We start from the raw sequence: 19,651 nt of genomic DNA, 5'->3' as shown, positions 1-19,651 counted from the left end.
ATCGTATAGCGGCCTAGTACTCCGCCCTCTCACGGCGGCAACACCGGTTCAAATCCGGTTGGGGTCACAGGCTAAAATCCCTCGCTTCTTCTGGAGCGGGGGATTTTTCTATGCCCTAAAACATCTGCCCCGCACCCTCTTGCCTATGTATCTACCCAGATAGCAGTCTTGTGCGTGGTGGAGCTAACTATAATACAGGTTGCCACCGGGTAAACCAGGCGTGTATAGTTTTATCTGTTGCCAAAAAAGGCAGCAGCTCGCAAGAGTTTCGGCCCCATCGTATAGCGGCCTAGTACTCCGCCCTCTCACGGCGGCAACACCGGTTCAAATCCGGTTGGGGTCACAGGCTAAAAGCTCCACTTCCACCCAAGGAAGTGGAGCTTTTTCTTTACCCCCAGCTTCATTCCGCGAACCTGCCAAGCATGCAAGAATAGGGTACGTGCACAACGAATCAATCACTCCCACCCTGGCAACCGTCCAAGAAGCCCGCGCAACTCTAGCTGCGGCGTCCTTCCCCCTGGTCACAGGTTCAGCCGAGGCAGCGCGCAAAGAAGCGCGAACCGCCGTCACCCAGCTCGATGACTACATTCTGCCCAAGCTGGCCACCCTGGATGCCCCACTCACCGTAGTGGTCGGTGGCTCCACAGGCGCCGGTAAATCCACCCTGGTTAACACTCTTATTGGGCAGCCCGTCACCCGCTCCGGTGCCATCCGCCCAACCACCCGCCAGCCTGTCCTACTGCACCGGCCAGAAGACGCCGAAGCCTTCACCCCAGAACGCATCTTGCCCCACCTGGTGCGGGTGCCAGCAACCGCAGGTCAAGCCCTGCCCGGGGCCAACCCCCACAGCGGCCAAGACGAGCTAGTGACCGTGCCTGTGGACTCCCTACCAGCCGGTATCGCCCTGATTGATGCCCCCGACTTCGACTCAGTATCAGATGAGAACCGCCGCCTAGCCCAGCAGCTCTTGCGCGCCGCTGACCTCTGGCTCTTCGTCACCACCGCCAACCGCTACGCTGATGCTGTCCCCTGGGAAATCCTGCGCCAAGCCGCAGCCCGAGACATCACCATCGCGGTACTCCTCAACCGTGTACCAGAGGGCGCAGAAGACGAAATCGAAACCGACCTAACCCGCATGCTCACTGAAGCAGGCATCACCCCGGCCCTCATCCACTCAGTCACAGAACAAGAACGTGACGAGAACGGCCTGCTGCCCCTAGCTGCCCTAACCCCCGTCGTCCTCTGGCTGCGTGGTCTAGGTGCCAATACTGATGCCCGCTCTGATATTGCCCGCCGCACCCTAGAAGGTGCCGTGCGTGCAGTGGCACAACAAGCGACAAGCCTTGCCCAGGCTGCCAGCGAACAGCAAGAAACCCAGGCCCGCCTCCGAGCAGATGTCACTACCGCTTTCGAACGCGCCCTGAGCAACCTGAATGAGGCCACCCAAGACGGGCAGATGCTCCGCGGAGAAGTACTGACCCGCTGGCAGGACTTTGTGGGCACCGGCGAATTCTTCCGCCAGGTAGAAACCACCATCGGCAAGGTGCGCGACCGTATCGCCGGCTTCTTCAAAGGCACCCCACCCACCCAGGCCGTCGAAGTAGAAGAAGCCCTTGAAGTAGGCCTGCACTCGGTCATCATGGAAGAAGCTGCCACTGCTGCTGAAACCGCCCAGCGCCGCTGGCTTGAAGACCGGGCAGGCCGCGCCCTGCTAGCCGGGGACGATTTAGCCGCACTGAGTGAAGGTTTCTCTGAAGAGGTTGCTGAAGCAATCCGCGCCTGGCAGCAAGACGTCATGGACATCATCGCCGCAGAAGGTGCCGGTAAACGCCAACGGGCCCGTTTCATGTCACTGGGTGTAAACGTCACCGCCGTCATTTTGATGATCGCAGTTTTCTCCATGACCGGCGGACTCACCGGCCTAGAAGTCGGTATAGCAGGCGGCTCCGGGGTGGTAGGGCAGAAACTCCTAGAAGCAATTTTTGGTGAGGAGGCGGTACGCCGCATGGCCACCGAGGCCCGCACCCGCCTAGAAGAGCGCATGCGCGAGCTACTACTCAACCAGCAAGAGCGCTTCAGCAAACGCCTGGACGCCGCCAGCGGCGTCACCGACCCCCACGTCCCCTCAGCTGCTGACCTGACCCGGGCAGCCCAGGCATTGGCAGAGGCAGCCCAAGCATTGGCGCAGGCAGGGGAGCAGCTGGCGTCCGCACCGGCGGGGGGCAAGAGTCAAACCTGCCACCACAAACACCGCCACCACAAACACCGCCACCACAAACACCGCCACCGAGAGCCAGTAAGCGAGAGCAGAAACCGTGACCACCACAGACACAACTTTCGCCACCACCGCCCTAGCAAGCCGCCTCGACGCCCTCAAACAGGCCCTAGAACTAGGGGAAGGGCGAGTAGACCCCGAAACCCTCCACAAAGCCCGCACCACCTTAGAACGAGCCGCAAGCCGCCGAGAACTCTCCGCCGAACACACCGTCATCGGCTTCTTCGGGGCCACCGGGTCAGGCAAATCAACCCTCTTCAACGCGGTCGTCGGCAAAGAAATAGCCAAGAGCGCTACCCGCCGCCCCACCACCTCCACCGCCCAAGCAGCCATCTGGGGCACAGAAGGAGCAGAAGCCCTCCTCGACTGGCTAGAGGTCAGCAAACGCACCTACATGGACGAAGACCCCACCCAAGCCACAGAAGCCCTCAACCGCGCCGACGTGCCAGTAACCGTGGGCATGTGGAACAAAATCCGCCGCACTGTAGGAGCCGGAAAAACCGAACAAGCCAGCGGCGGCCTAATTCTTCTTGACCTACCCGACTTTGACTCCGTAGAAGCCTCCAACCGAGAAATCGTCGAAAAAATGGCCCAATGCGTCGACGTGCTGGTCTGGGTCATGGACCCCCAAAAATACGCGGATGCCGTCATCCACCAAGACTTCATCCAGCCACTAGCAGCCCACGGGGCAGTCACCCTAGCGGTACTCAACCAAGTCGACAGGCTCGATGAGCAGGAAGTACCCGCAGTCCTAGACTCCCTCAAACTCCTCCTAGCAAAGGACGGGCTCAGCTCCACCCTGCTAGCTGACCCCCTCGGCGTCTCAGCCCGCACCGGCTACCAGATACCCCGCCTACGCGAAATCCTTGGGCAAGTCGCCGTCGCCAAGAGCGCAGCCCTATCCCGCCTGGAAGCTGACCTAGCAGGCGTCCGCTCAGACCTAGCCGCCCAAGACGGCGGGCCAGAGCCAGCCGGTATCACCGCCGCCGCAACCACCCGACTAGAAGACGACTTCTACACCGCCTCCGGGGCAGAATCCCTGGTCAAAGCCGCAGCAGACTCCTATAAACTACACGCAGCCTCATCCACCGGCTGGATCGCAACCCGCTGGCTCCTGAAACTGAAACGCGACCCCCTCAAACGCCTAGGCCTGCACAAAGAACACGACGGGGCACCCATCTCTAAATCCTCCCTACCCCCACTCGGCGCACCCCAAAAAGCGGCCCTCTCCACCTCACTGCGCACCTACGCCACCAGCGTCTCCCAGGGAGTAGAAGAACCCTGGAATCACTCCATCAGAGCAGCAGCCCGCACCTTTGAGAGCCACCTCCCAGCAGAAATTGAGCGTGCCGCCGCCACCGTCCACTACAGCGCCCAGAAAAAACGCTGGTGGTGGCACCTGCTCAACGCCCTACAATGGGCAGGACTGGCCACCGCCCTAGTAGGCCTGCTCTGGCTCACCGGCCTAGCACTAGCCGGGTACTTCCAGATTGTGCTACCTGACCCGCCCACCATCGACGGCTTCCCCCTACCCCTACCAACCCTGCTCGTTGCCACCGGCATTTTGCTGGGAATACTCACCGCAGCCCTCGGCCGAGGGGCAGCAGCAGTAGGGCACCGAATCTACGCCAAAAACATTCGCCGCCAGTTAGAAACCAACCTGGCAGATGTAGCGGCCCGTTGCGTCACCGCCCCCGTGCAAGAAGAACTAGCCCGCCTGCACAACTACCGGCAGGCTCTAGCTACGCAGGGCCTCCGTCAACGCCGCAGCAGCCTCACACACCACCTCAGCATGCAAACGCCCAGGCTGACGGGTCAGGCGTTCAATAGGCCCAGAGATAGACACCGCCGCAATCACCTTCCCTGAAGGTGAGCGCACAGGGGCAGAAACAGAAGCGGTGCCGCGCTCGCGCTCGCCCACAGATTGGGCCCAGCCACGGCGGCGCACAGCTGCCAACATGGTAGCTGAGAAGCGAGCGTTCTGTAGGCCTTCAACCAGGCGGGAGTGGTCTTCCCAGGCGGTAAGAATCTGGGCGGCGGAGCCTGCTTTCATGGAGAGCTGGGTTCCTACGGGGATAGTGTCGCGTAAACCGATGGGGCGTTCTGCAGAGGCTACGCAGACTCGCCAGTCACCCTGGCGGCGGAAGATCTGGGAGGATTCGCCGGTGACGTTGCGGAGGTTGTTGAGTACCGGCCCGGCTGCAGCAATGAGACGGTCTTCACCGGCTGTGCTGGAGAGCTCGCCCAGGCGGGGGCCGAGCATGAAGCGGCCTTGGACGTCGCGGGCCACCAGGCGGTGGTGGGTGAGGGCAACAGCCAGTCGGTGGGCGGTGGGTCGGGCGAGTCCGGTGGCTTCGACAAGCTGGGACAGGGTGGCGGGGCCTGCTTCGAGACAGTCAAGAATGTAGGAGGCTTTGTCGAGGACCCCGACGCCGGAGCTGCGGTTTTCTTGCATGGTGGTAACTTTCGCCTGTGGTTAAGGGCCGCGCTGGGGGCCTAGGTGAATGATTCGTTCAGTGCCTTGTGGGTGTGCGAATCTAGGGCTAAAGATTGTGTCCGTAATAATCTATCATGACTCTCATATTGTGATATGCGAGTTCATTTATTGGAAAGGTTATCCTGAGCTCATCACGCTGAAGAAGGACGCCGTGCCCCGGGTGCCGGCGTCCTTCGGCTATTCAGATTAAGAGGTCTAGATAAGCAATACCTGTGGTATGGCTAAGAACACCGCCGCCGCACCAACCAGCACCCCCAAGTGGGGTAAAGTTGGTAAGCGAGAATTGACGCGTGAAGTAACGTGTTGTAACACCCGACTAGTTTTTTTGACGATTGGACATACATGGTCAGCGCACTGCGTATTGAAGGTGGCACCCCTCTGAAGGGCGAGGTAAACGTCCGCGGTGCTAAGAACCTGGTTCCTAAGGCCATGGTTGCAGCCCTGCTGGGCTCCACTCCTTCGGTGCTCCGCAATGTTCCTGAAATCAAGGACGTTCAGGTCGTCACCGACCTGGTAGAACTGCACGGTGTCTCAGTGGACTACAACATGCAAGCTGGCGAACTGCGCATGGACCCCTCCAAGGTCTCTGTCGCCAACCACACCGACATTGAGGTGCACGCAGGTGACTCACGTATCCCCATTCTGCTCTGCGGCCCCCTGCTGCATACTATTGGTGAGGCCTTCATCCCTGATCTAGGTGGCTGCAAGATCGGTGACCGCCCCATCAACTGGCACCTGCGCGTCCTTGAAAAATTCGGTGCCAGAATTGAGAAGCTACCTACCGGTATCTCCATGAAGGCCCCCGAAGGCGGGCTCCAGGGTGCCCAGATTAACCTGGTATACCCTTCCGTTGGCGCAACCGAGCAGGTTCTTCTGGCTGCCTCCCGCGCCAAGGGTAAGACCGAGCTGACCGGCGCTGCCATTGAACCTGAAATTATGGACCTCATCGCGGTTCTACAGAAAATGGGCGCCATCATCACCGTCGAAACTGACCGCCAAATCATCATTGAAGGTGTTGACGAGCTCACCGGTTATAACCACGTGGCCATGCCCGACCGCAACGAATCAGCCTCCTGGGCTTCTGCGGCTTTAGCAACCGGTGGCGACATCTTTGTACGCAACGCAAACCAGAAGGACCTGTCCACCTTCATCAACGTCTACCGCAAACTAGGTGGCGGCATGGACATCACCGATGAGGGTATCCGCTTCTTCCACCAGGGCGGCGATTTGAACCCCCTCTTCGTTGAAACTAACGTGCACCCGGGCTTCATGACCGACTGGCAGCAGCCCCTAGTTGTCGCTATGACCCAGGCTAAGGGAGTCTCTGTAGTTCACGAGACTGTCTACGAAAACCGCTTCGGCTTCACCGATGCCCTGGTACGCATGGGCGCTACCGTCCAGTTGCACAAGGACTGCCTGGGCCCCACCCCCTGCCGTTTTGGCCACCAGAACTTCAAGCACTCTGCCATCATCACCGGCAAGACCCCGCTGCACGGTGCCGACATTAACGTGCCCGATTTGCGCGGTGGCTTCTCACACGTGATTGCGGCGCTCACCGCTGAAGGCACCTCAAACGTCACCGGTGTTTCTGTCATTTCCCGCGGCTATGAGCACTTTGTTGATAAGCTCACCGCCCTGGGCGCTAACTTCGAGGTCACTGCCTAAGATGAGCACAAAGAGCAATTCTTTGAGGGACATCAAACCCACCACACTGGGGGATGCAATCTACACCGTAGCCGGTACGTTCTTACGCCCCCTCTTCAACCTGCCCATGAAGGTGAAAATTCAGGGGCGAGAGAAGCTACCTAAGACTGGCGGTTTTATCGTAGTCTCAAACCACCTCACCGTGATTGACCCTGTGACCGTAGCCTACCCCCTCTTCATCGAGGGTATCTTGCCCCGCTTTTTGGCCAAAGAAGCGCTCTTTAAAGCACCGGTCCTGGGGTGGCTGATGCGCCAGTGTGCCCACATACCGGTAGCCCGCGGCTCAGCCCAGGCAGGCCAGTCCCTTGAAGTAGCCCAGAACGTGCTTCAGGGTGGGGGAGCGGTCATTATCTTCCCCGAAGGCACCCTGACCAAGGACCCCGACATGTGGCCCATGTCTGGTAAAACTGGCGCTGCCCGCCTGGCTCTGGCTACCGGCGCCCCGGTCTATCCTATTGCCCACTGGGGCGACCAGGATTTTTGGCCCCGCCGCGGCAAGCCCCGCTTTAGTCTGCCGTGTAAGAAGGTCACGATCGTGGTGGGTGACCCCGTTGATTTTAGCGACCTGGCCCAGCGCCGTGAGACTGATACCCGCTACAGCCAGCAAGAATTGACAGCCATAACCAACCGTATGCTTGACGGCGTGACCACCCTCCTTGAGGGCCTGCGCGGTGAGAAAGCCCCCAACGGGCGCTGGAACGCTGTCTTGAACGTCCGCCAGTCACCTGACCAATAACCGCACAAGGGGAAGGCACGCACCCATGACCGATGTCAAGCACCAGAAAATCGCTGTCCTTGGGGCAGGCAGCTGGGGTACAGCTTTTGCCAAGGTTGTTGCGGACGCCGCCACCAGCGCCGGTGCAGACCGGCAGGTGGTGCTGTGGGGGCGTAACCCTCAGACCATGGCCGCCATGCAAGAAAGCCGCACCAACGAGGGCTACTTCCCGGGTGTGAAGCTACCTGAGAGCATGGTCATGACCTCTGACGCAGCCCAGGCCCTCACCGGGGCAAGCATCGTGGTGCTAGCCATTCCTGCCCAGGCGCTACGCTCCCAGCTAGAAGTTTTTGCGCCCCTGATTGAAGAAGACGCCCTGCTAGTTTCTCTAGCCAAGGGCCTTGAAATGGGCACGGGTCTGCGCATGAGCCAGGTCATAATCCAGGTGTTACAGGCACATCTGATCGCTAACGGTGCCGGGTCTGAAACGGTTGAGGCTGTGCCAGAACGGGTAACTGTGCTCTCTGGCCCCAACCTGGCTAAAGAAATTATTGCCGAGCAACCCACCACCAGCGTGGTTGCCGCTCACAGCCAAGACATCGCCCAGCAAGTTGCCGCTATCTGCGCCGCCGACTACTTCCGCCCCTACACCAACACCGATATTGTGGGCGTAGAAATTGGTGGGCTGGTCAAGAACGTCATCGCCCTGTGCGTGGGCATGTGCGAAGGCAAACGCTACGGCGATAACTCCAAGGCCTCAGTGATGACCCGAGGGCTGGCAGAAACCACCCGGCTAGCCCTCGCCTTAGGCGGTAAGAGCGAGACCATGAGCGGCCTAGCAGGTATGGGTGACCTGATTGCCACCTGCTCTTCACCGCTTTCACGCAATCACACCGCTGGCCGTCTGCTGGCTGAGGGGGTCGCCCCAGACCAGTTGCATACCGTGATGACCCAGACCGCTGAGTCCATCAAGTCAGCCCCTGTTGTGGCAGAACTCGCGCGAAAAGTGGGGGTAGAAATGCCCATCACTGAGGCGGTTACTGCTGTGCTCGACCGTAAAATATCAGTTGAAGAATTAGCCCCGGCCCTGCTGGGCCGCTCCCTCAAATCTGAGGAAAGCACCCCGGGCACCTAGCTAGGGCAGCTGGGGCCCCCTCAGCCCCGCACGATACCTAAAGGACGTTATGACCGAAACCAGCACTAAACCTACCCTTGCTCTGCTGTGTGGTGGGCGCTCATCGGAGCACTCCATCTCACTGATTACCGCCTGCGGTGTTCTCGGGGCCCTCGACCGTGAAAAGTACGATGTGGTCACCATCGGCATCACCAAGGACGGCCGCTGGTACCTGACCGATGAAGCAAGCCTGAGCAGCCTCACCGAGGCTACCGCCCTGGCAGAGTTCCCTGCCCAAGGTCAGCAGGTTTTCTTGCCTCTAGGCGGTGGAGATAACCGCCTGCGCCTGATTGATACTGCCGATTCCACCACTGTTGAGATCGGCCCGGCTATCGATGTTGTCTTCCCCCTACTACATGGCCCCTTTGGTGAGGACGGCACCGTGCAGGGCCTGCTAGAAATGGCAGATTTGAAGTATGTGGGCTGCGGTGTAGCCTCATCTGCTATCGGCATGGATAAGCACTTTATGAAGGTGGCCTTTGAGGCTGCTGGCCTAGAGGTCGGCCCCTACGAGGTAGTGACCCGCCGCCAGTGGGCACTCGATCAGGCCGGTGCCCGCCAGCGTATTGAGAAGCTGGGCTACCCGCTCTTTGTTAAGCCTGCTCGTGCGGGGTCTTCCTTCGGTATTACTAAGGTTGATTCTGCTGACCAGCTTGATGCTGCTATTGCTGAGGCGCAGGCTCATGACCCTAAGCTGGTGATTGAGGCCGGTATCGTGGGCCGTGAGATTGAGTGTGCGGTGCTTGATGCGCCCCATGCTCAGCTGCCGCGTGCCTCCTACCCCGGTGAGATCGTGGTGCTAGATGAGCAGCATGATTTCTACGATTTTGAGGCTAAGTACGTTTCTAAGACCTCTGCTGAGACTCGCTGCCCTGCTGATCTTCCGGCTGAGGTGTCTGAGCGTATGCGCCAGCTTGCTGTGGAGGCTTTCTTGGCAGTTGATGGTGAGGGCCTGTGCCGGGCTGACTTCTTCTATACGGAGGACGGCCGCCTGGTCATTAATGAGGTGAATACTATGCCTGGTTTCACCCCGATTTCTATGTACAAGACCATGTGGGAGAACACTGGCCTGGCCTACGAGCAGCTCATCGATGAGCTGATTTCTTTGGCCTTGGAACGCCCCTTGGGCCTGCGCTAGTAGCCCTTGCCTTTATGGGGGTCGGTGATGGTGTCATCGACGTTGGTACACTGCTTCTGCTGGGGTATCTGGGCTACTGCCGATGATAGTTCTGCAAGGACGGTAGATGATGAGACTTGATCCGCGTCGAAAGTGACCTGCAGGGCGGGGTCTCGTCCGAAGGTTTCGGCAACCCAGGTGCCGGTGGCTGTGTGCTCGGTGGCCGCAGCTAGCTCATCGTCGGTGGGTTTAATAATCCAGTCAATGCCGTTGACTGAGACGCAGGGGCCTGAGACGGGGGCGGTGCTCTGCTGAACTCCGCACTTGAGGATAATGGCGCTGGGCTCACCCCAGGCTGTAGTGGCCTGGGCGGTGGTCTCGCGTTGGGCTAGGCCACTGACGGTTTTGGGCATCGCGACCAGGGCATAGGCACAGGTGGGGTTAGCGGCATCAGGGGCGGGTTCTAGCTGGACAGCCCCAGCCCCGCAGGCAGTTAGACCTAAGACGGTTAGGAAGAGGACGAAGGGTTTGCGCGGTATTCTCACCTGGCTATTGTATATCTTTCCTTTGACCGGGTTTTTCCTTGCACCGGTGTGCTGCTGGGGCGGTCTGCTTGCTGAGAGGAAGAAGAGGCGCTAGCAGGTGGGGAAGAGATTCGGTAGGGTAGGGGGTAGTGTTGCCCGCCAGGGGGATGACCCTATATGAGTGGTGGAAGGAGGGGCTGTGAAGAAGAAGGCTTGCTGTGCGGTGGGTTCGGCTCTTGCCCTTACTCTGACCCCTTTCTCTTTGCTGGTGGGGCAGGTTCTTACTGGCCCTCAGAGCGCTTTTGCCGCTGAGTCGGCCACTGATTCTTCACCGACTGCGCCGGTTCTGCCCTCTCAAAGCCCTGGTGCACAGGGGACGGTAGCCCCCAACCCCAGCACCAGTCCCAGCACCAGCCCCAGCCTTCTCCCTTCGGCGGATCCTGCCCCAGCCCCGACACCCAGTGAATCGGCAGAGGCGGTGGTGTCTCCTTCACCTGATCAGACAGCTAACCTCATTGTGACAGGTGGGGTTGCTAGCCTGCCGGATGCAGGTACAACAACTTCCCTGCCAGCTCAATCTCCCACAGCTAACCCCACCACAGATGCCCCTGTTGATTCGTCTGCCCCTTCCTCAGCTACCCCAGCTGCTACTCAGCCAGCACCTCTAGCTACCCCCTCGAACCCAGTAGCGGCCTACCCACCTGCCCCACCAGCAGAAGGCTCGTGGCCCCAGGGGCCTGAGGCAAGAGGACTAATAGGCAACACCCCAGAGTTGGCACCTGCCCCAGCGCCACGCGGGCCAGACATCATAGCTAACGGGGTTACTGGCGCCCAAGCCCCGAACCTTAGAGAAACCGAGAATAACCTGGCAGAGACCCTACCAGCGGAGGCAACAGTCCTGGGTATTTTCTCTAGTAGCCAGCAAAACCTAGCCTATGAGGGGGCACCTGAATGGATGGAAGGGTTCTTGAACATTTCGGCTGCCCCCGCAGGTAGCTCATCATCTGCTGACCCCAACCAGGCCGTGGGCGTGGCCGGGGCACAAGCCCAAGGGCACCAGATGGGGGCCGGTACCGGGGGCAGCATCTTCCAACGCGGAGGCACCATTGTGAACGGCGCCCGCCCCCTGCTCATTTTTACCGGCATTGCCACAGTGGGCCTCATGCTGGTGGTCTTTAACTTTGTGTGGCGTAACCGTGCGCCCAAGAACTAGGAGCCCCCGATGACGACGGTAGCCCAGACGAGCGAAGGGCAACTTCTTGCCCTCTTTTTACCCATTCTTGCTGCCCACAACCAGCAGGCGGCAGACGTCCGCGCCAAACAAGATGTACCCGGTGCCCTCCTGCTGGGGCCAGGGGACGACTCAGCAGCCCTAGACTTGCGGGATGGGCTGACCGTCATGAGCACCGACACCCAAACAGAAAACCAGGACTTCCGCCAGCACTGGCCCTCAGGGTACAGCACCGGCGGGTACGAGGTGGGCTGGAAGGCCGCCACCCAAAACCTCGCCGACATCGCAGCCATGGGCGCCACCCCCGTCACCCTACTGGTTTCGCTGACACTGACCCCTGATACCCCTACAAGCTGGGTGCAGGACTTTGCCCGCGGAATCACCGAATCCTGCACAGCCCAGGGGGCTAGCACCTGCACCATCGCCGGGGGAGACATGGGCTCAGGCAGCGAAATCTCGGTGACAGTGACCGCCGTGGGCCTCACTGACCGGCCCATCACCCGAAGCGGCGCCCAGCCAGGGGAAGCCATCGTCTTTGCCGGTGCCCTGGGCACAGCCGCAGCCGGCCTGGCCCTACTAGACTCACAGCCCTTTACTGCCACTCAGGAGCTAAGCACCTGCGTCCTGGCCCAGCAGTGCCCCCGCTCACCCCTAGCCCTGGGAGCCAGCGCGGCACCCTACCTGACCTCCCTCATGGACGTCTCCGACGGCCTGGTGCGCGACAGCGGCCGAATTGCTGCCGCCTCAGGGGTAGCCCTTGACCTTAACTCAGCAGCCCTGGCCCCCTGGGCGCAGAAAGTGCACCCGGCAGCTGCCCTACTAACTGGCGGCCAACCAGAGCGCGCAGAGGCCCAAGCCCTGCGCTGGGTGCTGACCGGCGGGGAAGACCACGGCCTGCTAGGCACCTGCCCCCCAGAGCAGATACCGCCGGGATTTACTAGAATTGGTACGGTACAGACAGGTGACGGTATCACCCTTGATGGCCGCACCTACACCGCGAAAGGATGGGATCACTTTGAGGCAGGTTCCCGCTGACTGGTGGCTGAACTGGCTACTGCGCGCGCGCACCCAGCTCATGGAACACCGTTCCCTTCTCAACCGCATCAACGTCTTTCCCGTAGCTGATGCCGACACCGGGGCGAACATGGTCGCCACCCTGGGGCAGGCAGCTGACACCGCTGGAATGGCGGACGAACCCACCCTAGCTCTTGCCGCCCGTGCGGCCCTGCGGGAGGCAAGAGGAAACTCTGGCACTCTACTAGCTGTCTGGTTACTGGGCCTTGCCCAAAAACTAGGCCAGGCCGGGCAACCGGGCCAGGCCGGGCAAGTAGGCCAAGCCCACCTAGAGGGGGAGAACCGGCAGGAACTTACCCCCGCTGCGCTCGCTGCTGCCTGGGCAGAAGGTGCCCGACAGGCGTCCGCCGCTCTAAGCCAGCCAGCAGAAGGCACCATGCTCACCCTCATGCAGGCCCTGGCGACCTGCCCGCTACCTGCCACTAGCGACCCTAGCCCCTGGCAGACCTACCTCACCGACCTGCTTGCCACCTCAGAAGCTGCCCTGCGCGGCACCGCCCAGGCCGCCCATGCCCAGAACGGTTGGGTAGATTCCGGTGCCCTGGGCCTACACCTGGTACTAGTGGCTCTGGCTACTGAACTGCTGGGGGCTGCACCACCTGCTACCTACCGTGACCTGCTCCAGGTAGAAACAGCACCCCTACAGGTTCGCGCCCCACACCGGCGCTCTGCTGCAGGCCCCCAGGTTGAAGTCATGTGCCAGATTCACCTGACCGTGCTTGAAGTCACTAAACTCCGCAGTGCCCTGGAAACAGTGGGGGACTCTGTCTCTATCGCCCAGGTTGAGGCCGGCAACCAAGCCCTGTGGGCTATCCATGTGCACGTACCCCATGCCGAGGACGCCCTAACCCTCCTGCGCGCAGCTGGAGAACCCATCAACGTGCGTACCAGTTCCCTCACCGCCTCAGAAGATGCCAGCAATGACCGGGGCGATGAGCGCTAATGGCAGCCCGCGCACGCAAGACCCCCAAGCTCAGCGAGGAAGCTAAGGACGCCCTAGCCCGCTACGCCGCAGAAGACCGCCTAGATAACGCCCCCCTGGTCGACTACCTGGGGGCCAGCCTGACTAAGTCCTTCAAAACCCATCTGGGTATCGAAACGGTAGGGCAGGCCCTAGACCACTACCCCCGCAAGTATTTGCCCCGTGGCGAACTCACCCCCTTCTCATCCCTGGTGGAGGGCACTGAGGCCACTATCGTTGCTCAGGTGGTGCGTGTGAGCACCCGGCAGATGGCTTCCCGCCGCGGGTCCATTACAGAAATTACTATCACCGACCAGCTAGATCAGCTAGATCAGCTAGATCAGCTAGATCAGCTAAATCAGCCAAACCAGGTAAGCCAGCCAGACCCTCTAGCTCCCACCGGCCAGCCCACCAACCCTAATGCCTACCGGGGAGCTGCCCCACCAGCCTCCTACACGCGGGGCTACACCAACCCCCGTCTGCACGGTAGCGCAGGGGGGTACACAGAGTCTCAGATGCCGAGTGCCGCACCGGGTGCGCCCCGTTATCAGATGGGGGATATCTTTGGTGGTTACGCCCCTGAGCCTTACTCCCTGACTGCCCAGGGCACCATGATTCTTAGCTTCTTCAACGCCTGGACAGCAGCGCGTGAGATTCACGAAGGCGATCAGGTCATGTTCTCCGGCAAGGTCGGCTCCTACCGGGGTGAGCTCACCCTAACTAACCCCCACTACGCTGTCATTGCGGGGAAGGAACTAACCGCCGCCACTGGTGCTAGTGCTGAAGCTATTGAGCGGGCTGCTGCGCGGGCGTCCGCACCTATCCCGGTCTATAAGGCCAACCCCAAATTCCCCACCGATAAGGTGGCCGCCGCCATCGAGACCCTCATTGAGCGCATCAACCTCAAAGAGCTTGAAGACCCCGTACCTTTTACTGTGCGCAAGAGCCGCAAAATCCCTTCTTTGGAGTGGACCTACCGGGCCGTACACACCCCCGATACTGAAGAAACCTGGCGGGCAGCCCACCATTCTTTGCGCTACCGGGAGGCCTTCGTGCTGCAGGCTGCCTTAGCGCGTATCCGTGCTGCCCGCGCTGCCCACCAGACCCTAGCCCGCCCCTATACGAGCGGTGGGTTTGCTGATGCCCTGCTTGCGGCCCTGCCCTATCAGCTCACTGAAGGGCAGGAGGCTGTTGGTACTGAAATTCGCTCCGATTTAGCCAGTTCTTCCCCCATGAACCGTCTGTTGCAGGGGGATGTAGGTTCGGGTAAAACCGTGGTGGCTCTACGCGCTATGCTGCAGGTGGCCGATAATGGCGCCCAGTCGGCGATGCTGGCGCCCACTGAGGTGCTGGCGGAACAACACTACCGGTCAGTGTGCGAGATTCTTGGGCAGATGCTGGCCCCGCAGGCAGAGCCGGGTGCGGGCGTCCGCGTTGTGTTACTTACTGCTTCCCTCAAAACCAAGGCTAAGCGGGAGGCTCTGCTGGCTATCGCATCGGGTGAAGCAGATATTGTTATTGGCACCCACGCCTTGCTGGGGGATTCTGTTACTTTCGCCGATTTGGGGCTAGTTGTTGTCGATGAACAGCATCGCTTTGGCGTTGAACAGCGCGATGCCCTGCGTGGGCCCGGCGGGGAGTTACCCCACCGGCTGGTCATGACCGCTACCCCCATACCCCGTACCGTGGCCATGACCGTCTTTGGTGACTTGGACACCTCAGTGCTTGACCAGCTACCGGCTGGCCGCCAAAAAATTACTACCCATGTGGTGCCCCTGGCAGAGCACCCCCGCTGGGCTGAGCGTATCTGGGCTAGGGCCCGCGAAGAAATTGATGCAGGGCACCAGGTCTATGTGGTCGTACCTAAAATTGGTGGGTCAGACACCCCCACGGACGCTGAGGCCGGTCAAACCCTCTTCGGCCTGGGGGCAGCTACCGGCTCAGCTGCTGGGCAGGGGAAGGGGCCCGGCTTGGGGTCCCAGGTGGCAGCGGGGCAGAGCGCCCGCGGCTCACTAGCCTCAGTAGAGAGCACCCTCGAAGAGTTAGAGGGGCTACCGGCCCTGGCCGGGGTGCGCATTGCAGGGCTGCACGGGCGTATGGACACCGCAGAGAAGAACCGGGTCATGACCGAGTTTTCCGCCGGGCATATTGACCTGCTCGTTTCTACCACCGTGATTGAGGTGGGCGTGAACGTACCCAATGCAACCCTCATGATTATCATGGATGCTGATCGTTTCGGTATCTCTGGTCTGCACCAGTTGCGCGGACGCATTGGCCGAGGCTCCTTACCGGGCACCTGCCTGCTAGTCACCCAGCAAGCGGCGGACGGCGTCAGCCGGCAACGACTAGCTGCGGTAGCGGCCACCACCGACGGTTTTGAACTATCACGGGTTGATCTAGAGCAGCGCCGTGAAGGCGATATTCTAGGGGCTGCCCAGTCGGGGAAGAAGTCCACGCTGAAACTTTTGCGGGCCCTAACTGATGCCAAGCTCATCGAACGAGCCAGGCACGATGCTTTTAGCATCATTGAGGCTGACCCCACCCTGGCTAAGCACCCCGATTTGGCTCGCACGATAGACCGGGCCCTGGACGCTGACCGCGAAGCCTTCCTGGGGCGGGGCTGATCAGGACGCTGGGGCGCGGCTAGTCAGGACAGCGGCCGGTCGAAACCCCCGCATTTATTCTGTTTTATCCGCAACTAGTTGCGGATAAAACAGAATAAATGCGGTAAATAAAGGTGCCCCTTTGACTACCTTGAGCACTCGTCACTGGTCAGCCTGCACCCAGCCCTACCTTTCTTCCTCTTGACCCTACCGGTACCCTTAAAACAGTTCATACCCTTACCCCTAGGAGCGGAGCGCAGCCCTATGAGTCGCATTATTGCAGGAGCCGCAGGTGGCCTGCGCCTAGCCAACGTGCCTGGTGATAACACCCGCCCCACCACAGACCGGGTGAAAGAAGCCCTCTTCTCCCGCTTAGACACCTACAACATGCTAGAGGGCGTGCGTGCCCTTGACCTTTTTGGTGGCTCAGGTGCCTTAGGGTGTGAGACTCTTTCACGCGGGGCAGCCCACGTAGATTTTGTGGATCACTACCCCAAGGCGGCTGCCGTCATCGAGAAGAATATTGCTGCTGTGGGTAAGAGCACCAGCGGCACTGCCCGGGTGCATAAGATGACGGCCCGCACCTACCTGGGCGCGGGGGCGTCCGCCTGGGATCTGGTCTTTATTGACCCACCCTACGCGGTGACTAACAGTGAGCTTGAAGAGCTGCTGACCTTGCTGGCCCCTCGCCTGACGGAGGGGGCTGTGGTGGTTGTGGAACGGGCCTCTCGTACCGATGAGCCTGCCTGGCCGCAGGGGCTGGAAAAGTTTGCTGAGAAAAAGTACGGGGAAACTGTGCTCTACTACGTGGAGCCTGTCGGTGTTAGGGCGGAATGATGAGTGAGAATATCAACGAATCTGGTTATCAGCCCCAGCCAACCCCTGAAATCAGCCAGCAGTCGCCCTTACCTCTGCTAACCGAAAACACCCTGGTGGTGCAGCAGACCCGTAGCTTTATGAGCAACGACTTTGAGCTTCAAAGCCAGGGTGGGCAGGTGCTGGGCCGGGTGCTCACCACTGGTTCAACGGCGGGCAGGCTGTTGAAGGGTAATCGCACCTTTGACCTGGTGGACGGCAACGGAAACCTTCTGCTTAAAATTATTGACCCTTTTGATCTTGGCCTAGACCGCTACGAACTGCACAACCCTGACGGCTCTCTTTTCGCTCACGTACAAAAGCAGTTCTCCTTCATGCGTAAACGCCTGGCCATTGAGCTGCCCGGCCTCACCCTGCAATTAGAGGGTAGTCTCTTCGAGTACGATTTCAACATCACGGTCAATGGCCACGTTGCGGCTCATGTTGCCCGCCAGTGGGGTGGCCTGATGGCTGGGCTGCGCGGTAAGAGCCGTTACGGAGTAACCTTTGATCCCGGTGCCCCTGAGCCGGTGCGTCTGGCTATTGTGGGTGGTCTGGTTGCTCTTGACCTGATTCGGGCAAAGGACGCCCGCAACTAGGGGGCACTGAACCCTACAAGTTCACCGGGCCGCTGGGGCACAGCCTAAGGTTTTAGTGGGAGAAGGCGCGCAACCGGGTGGCGGCAGGGGGGAGTAGAGTGTGAAGAGAAGGACCTCATCACCTGGGTGTCATGCAGTATCTTAGGCCTAAGCACCTACTGTAACCTAGAGTCATGCAATTGGTTGTCTGCCCCGGTTCTTTTGACCCTATCCATAACGGTCACGTTGAAATTATTACTCGTGCTGCCAAAATTTATGGCAGTGTGATTGTCGCGGTTTCTCATAACTCTAAGAAGACCTATCGCTTTAGCCTAGAAGAGCGTGTGGCTATGGTGGAAGAAACTTTTTCGCTCTTTGATGGGGTCTGCGCCAAGGTGCTCCCGGAGGGGGAGTTGCTGGCTCATTTTGTGCGTGAAGAGGGTTCGGTTCTTATCGTTAAGGGTTTGCGGAATACTGCCGATTATGAGTATGAGGCGCCGATGGCTTCTATGAACCGCCATATTGCCGGGGTGGAGACCAGTTTTATTGCGGGGGACCCTAAGTACAATCACATCTCTTCTACCATTGTGAAAGAGGTCGCTAGTTTTGGTGGGGACGTCCGTGATTTTGTGCCGCGGGCGGTGCAGCGGGCCCTTTACCCCGAGTAAGGGTGGGTCTGCTCCATGGGGCGGGCTGGGGCGCTTGTGGTCAGCTAGACAGGGTTGAAAAATAATAGTGCTTGATTCGCTGGGCCTTAAGACCCTAAAATGGGTACTTGGTTTAAAACATTCGATAGGGAGTTCGTCATTTCACGAAAAGATTCATCGCCCCTTTTGATCTCGGTTCGAGATCTAGCTCATCGCCCGGGCGCAATGGAGACCCTTGATGAAGTTCTGCCTGCGCCAAGCGAATTTGGCAATGCTCTGATTGAAGCGGAAGAAGGTAGCGACATTGACCTCAATGTTCGCCTAGAATCCGTTTCAGATGGTATCTTGGTATCTGGTACTGCAACTGTCACCGTTTCCGGTGAATGCAGCCTCTGCCTCGACCCGGTTGACTTTGATGTTACAGCCGATGTTCAAGAGCTTTTTGTTTTCGAGAAGGCCCCTGAAGGTGGCCCCGAAGATGAAGTAGATGAGCAGTACGCCGTAGAGAACGATGAAATTGATCTCGAACCGGCGCTGCGGGACGCAGTGATTCTTCAACTGCCGTTCCAACCTGTTTGCAGTGACTCCTGTCAGGGCCTGTGCACCGAATGCGGCGCACACCTAGAGGACGACCCTGAGCACCACCATGAGGTCATCGACCCCCGGTGGAACGCGCTATCAGCGTTGCTCGATGCGAACGACAAATAAAACTTATAAAGCAACAAGAGAAAAGAGATAGCTGTGGCTGTTCCCAAGCGGAAAATGTCCCGTGCTAACACCCGCGCCCGCCGTTCCCAGTGGAAGGCTTCCGTTCCTCAGCTGGTCAAGACCGTAGAAAACGGTCGCGTCACCTACTCCCTGCCCCACCAGGCAAAGCTCGTGACTGACTCAGCTGGCAACGAACTCTTCTACGAGTACAAGGGCCGCAAGGTAGCTGACGCTTAATCACACCTTATGACTAACTCTGCATCACAAGAGTTTCTGAAACGTCTCGGTATCGACCTCGATACCGAGACGTTTCAGCTTGCAATGACTCACCGCTCCTACTCCTTTGAAAACGGCGGCCTGCCCCACAACGAACGCCTAGAATTTCTCGGCGACTCCGTACTGTCCCTGGCCGTTGCTTCAGAGCTCTACAAAAAGTTTCCCGACCTGCCTGAAGGCGAACTGGTTAAACGCCACCACGTGATTGTTTCCACCCGAACCTTAGCCAACCTGGCCCGCAGCCTCAAACTGGGGCCCTGCATCCGACTAGGTAAGGGGGAGAAGAAAAGCGGTGGCGACGATAAGGACTCAATCCTGGCTGACACCATGGAAGCTGTCTTTGGTGCCGTCTATATGGCCTACGGGCCTGAAGCAGCCCACCAGCTCGTACTGACCCACACCTCACCCATGCTCGATGACAATAAGACCCTAGATGTTGGCCGCGACTGGAAAACTGAAATCCAGGAATATGCTGCCGCCCAGGGCAAGGGCGAACCTATCTACGAGGTGGAAGGTACTGGCCCTGACCATGCCCGCCGCTACACAGCCAAGGTTCTTCTGGCTGGAAAGGTGATGGGCCAGGGCAAGGGCACCAGCAAGAAAGAAGCTGAGCGTATGGCTGCCGAACAGGCCTACCATAAGGTCCATAGCTCAACTAACTAGCACCTGCTACGCACAGAGGGGCGCGCCCCCCTACGGTGGAAAGGCCCAA

The 19,651-nt window shown here is 59.7% G+C and carries 16 protein-coding genes, 1 tRNA gene and 2 pseudogenes; 17 read left to right on the top strand and 2 right to left on the bottom strand.

Annotation, left to right across the window (positions count from 1 at the left end):
• Positions 1-270: 270 nt before the first annotated feature.
• The 3 genes and pseudogenes from ACED87_RS05245 to ACED87_RS05235 form a co-directional block, all read left to right on the top strand.
• Positions 271-343, top strand: a tRNA-Glu gene (locus ACED87_RS05245).
• Between the two features lie 96 nt (positions 344-439).
• Positions 440-1,042: pseudogene (locus tag ACED87_RS05240) on the top strand (dynamin family protein); the annotation flags it as partial.
• A 1,273-nt stretch (positions 1,043-2,315) separates the two neighbouring features.
• Positions 2,316-2,930, top strand: a pseudogene (locus ACED87_RS05235) (dynamin family protein); the annotation flags it as partial.
• Positions 2,931-4,013: 1,083 nt separating this feature from the next.
• On the opposite strand, the gene ACED87_RS05230 reads toward ACED87_RS05235, so the two are convergent.
• The gene (locus ACED87_RS05230) at positions 4,014-4,730 is read right to left on the bottom strand and encodes an IclR family transcriptional regulator (RefSeq protein WP_449089663.1); all 717 of its coding nucleotides are present in this window, start codon (positions 4,728-4,730) and stop codon (positions 4,014-4,016) included.
• A 384-nt stretch (positions 4,731-5,114) separates the two neighbouring features.
• Here ACED87_RS05230 and murA point away from each other — a divergent pair, with 384 nt between their 5' ends.
• Genes murA through ACED87_RS05210 form a run of 4 tightly spaced genes read left to right on the top strand, consistent with a single transcriptional unit; the run spans position 5,115 to position 9,503 of the window.
• Positions 5,115-6,437 carry a UDP-N-acetylglucosamine 1-carboxyvinyltransferase gene (gene murA / locus ACED87_RS05225; protein WP_449089662.1) on the top strand — a complete coding sequence of 441 codons (1,323 nt, stop codon included), beginning with the start codon at positions 5,115-5,117 and terminating at the stop codon, positions 6,435-6,437.
• Between the two features lies 1 nt (position 6,438).
• Positions 6,439-7,212 carry a lysophospholipid acyltransferase family protein gene (locus tag ACED87_RS05220; protein ID WP_449089661.1) on the top strand — a complete coding sequence of 258 codons (774 nt, stop codon included), beginning with the start codon at positions 6,439-6,441 and terminating at the stop codon, positions 7,210-7,212.
• A 25-nt stretch (positions 7,213-7,237) separates the two neighbouring features.
• A complete protein-coding gene (locus tag ACED87_RS05215) occupies positions 7,238-8,326 on the top strand; it encodes an NAD(P)H-dependent glycerol-3-phosphate dehydrogenase (protein ID WP_449083405.1) in 1,089 nt (362 codons plus the stop codon).
• A 49-nt stretch (positions 8,327-8,375) separates the two neighbouring features.
• Positions 8,376-9,503, top strand: a complete 1,128-nt coding sequence (locus tag ACED87_RS05210; RefSeq protein ID WP_449089660.1) for a D-alanine--D-alanine ligase family protein — start codon at positions 8,376-8,378, stop codon at positions 9,501-9,503.
• On the opposite strand, the gene ACED87_RS05205 is transcribed toward ACED87_RS05210, so the two are convergent.
• On the bottom strand, positions 9,500-10,027 hold the full coding sequence (locus ACED87_RS05205) for a DUF3515 family protein (RefSeq protein ID WP_449089659.1): 528 nt from the start codon (positions 10,025-10,027) through the stop codon (positions 9,500-9,502). The genes ACED87_RS05210 and ACED87_RS05205 overlap by 4 nt on opposite strands.
• Positions 10,028-10,205: 178 nt before the next feature.
• Here ACED87_RS05205 and ACED87_RS05200 point away from each other — a divergent pair, with 178 nt between their 5' ends.
• The 10 genes from ACED87_RS05200 to rnc all read left to right on the top strand — a co-directional run bounded on the left by ACED87_RS05200 (position 10,206) and on the right by rnc (position 19,602).
• Positions 10,206-11,219, top strand: coding sequence for a hypothetical protein (locus ACED87_RS05200; RefSeq protein ID WP_449089658.1), 1,014 nt, complete (start codon positions 10,206-10,208; stop codon positions 11,217-11,219).
• 9 nt (positions 11,220-11,228) lie between these two features.
• Positions 11,229-12,272 (top strand): thiamine-phosphate kinase, encoded by a 1,044-nt coding sequence (gene thiL / locus ACED87_RS05195; RefSeq protein WP_449089657.1) that lies wholly within the window; start codon positions 11,229-11,231, stop codon positions 12,270-12,272.
• Positions 12,253-13,254, top strand: a complete 1,002-nt coding sequence (locus ACED87_RS05190) for a DAK2 domain-containing protein (RefSeq protein ID WP_449089656.1) — start codon at positions 12,253-12,255, stop codon at positions 13,252-13,254. The genes thiL and ACED87_RS05190 overlap by 20 nt, the downstream gene beginning before the upstream one ends.
• Positions 13,254-15,896 (top strand): ATP-dependent DNA helicase RecG, encoded by a 2,643-nt coding sequence (locus ACED87_RS05185; protein ID WP_449089655.1) that lies wholly within the window; start codon positions 13,254-13,256, stop codon positions 15,894-15,896. The genes ACED87_RS05190 and ACED87_RS05185 overlap by 1 nt, the downstream gene beginning before the upstream one ends.
• A gap of 243 nt (positions 15,897-16,139) precedes the next feature.
• A complete protein-coding gene (gene rsmD / locus ACED87_RS05180) occupies positions 16,140-16,712 on the top strand; it encodes a 16S rRNA (guanine(966)-N(2))-methyltransferase RsmD (protein WP_449089654.1) in 573 nt (190 codons plus the stop codon).
• Entirely contained in the window at positions 16,709-17,329 is a 621-nt protein-coding gene (locus ACED87_RS05175) for an LURP-one-related/scramblase family protein (protein WP_449083391.1), read from the top strand. Before rsmD ends, ACED87_RS05175 begins: the two co-directional genes overlap by 4 nt.
• Before the next feature lie 173 nt (positions 17,330-17,502).
• Positions 17,503-17,976, top strand: coding sequence for a pantetheine-phosphate adenylyltransferase (gene coaD / locus ACED87_RS05170; protein WP_449083389.1), 474 nt, complete (start codon positions 17,503-17,505; stop codon positions 17,974-17,976).
• A gap of 204 nt (positions 17,977-18,180) precedes the next feature.
• Complete coding sequence (locus ACED87_RS05165) at positions 18,181-18,663, top strand: YceD family protein (protein ID WP_449083417.1); 483 nt, start codon at positions 18,181-18,183, stop codon at positions 18,661-18,663.
• A gap of 33 nt (positions 18,664-18,696) precedes the next feature.
• A complete protein-coding gene (rpmF, locus tag ACED87_RS05160) occupies positions 18,697-18,900 on the top strand; it encodes a 50S ribosomal protein L32 (protein ID WP_135011069.1) in 204 nt (67 codons plus the stop codon).
• Between the two features lie 9 nt (positions 18,901-18,909).
• Positions 18,910-19,602, top strand: coding sequence for a ribonuclease III (rnc, locus tag ACED87_RS05155; protein ID WP_449083387.1), 693 nt, complete (start codon positions 18,910-18,912; stop codon positions 19,600-19,602).
• The last annotated feature ends 49 nt before the right edge of the window (positions 19,603-19,651 follow it).

Source organism: Rothia sp. 32237D007AR (assembly GCF_053544675.1).
This window is presented reverse-complemented; position numbering and strand designations above follow the sequence as displayed.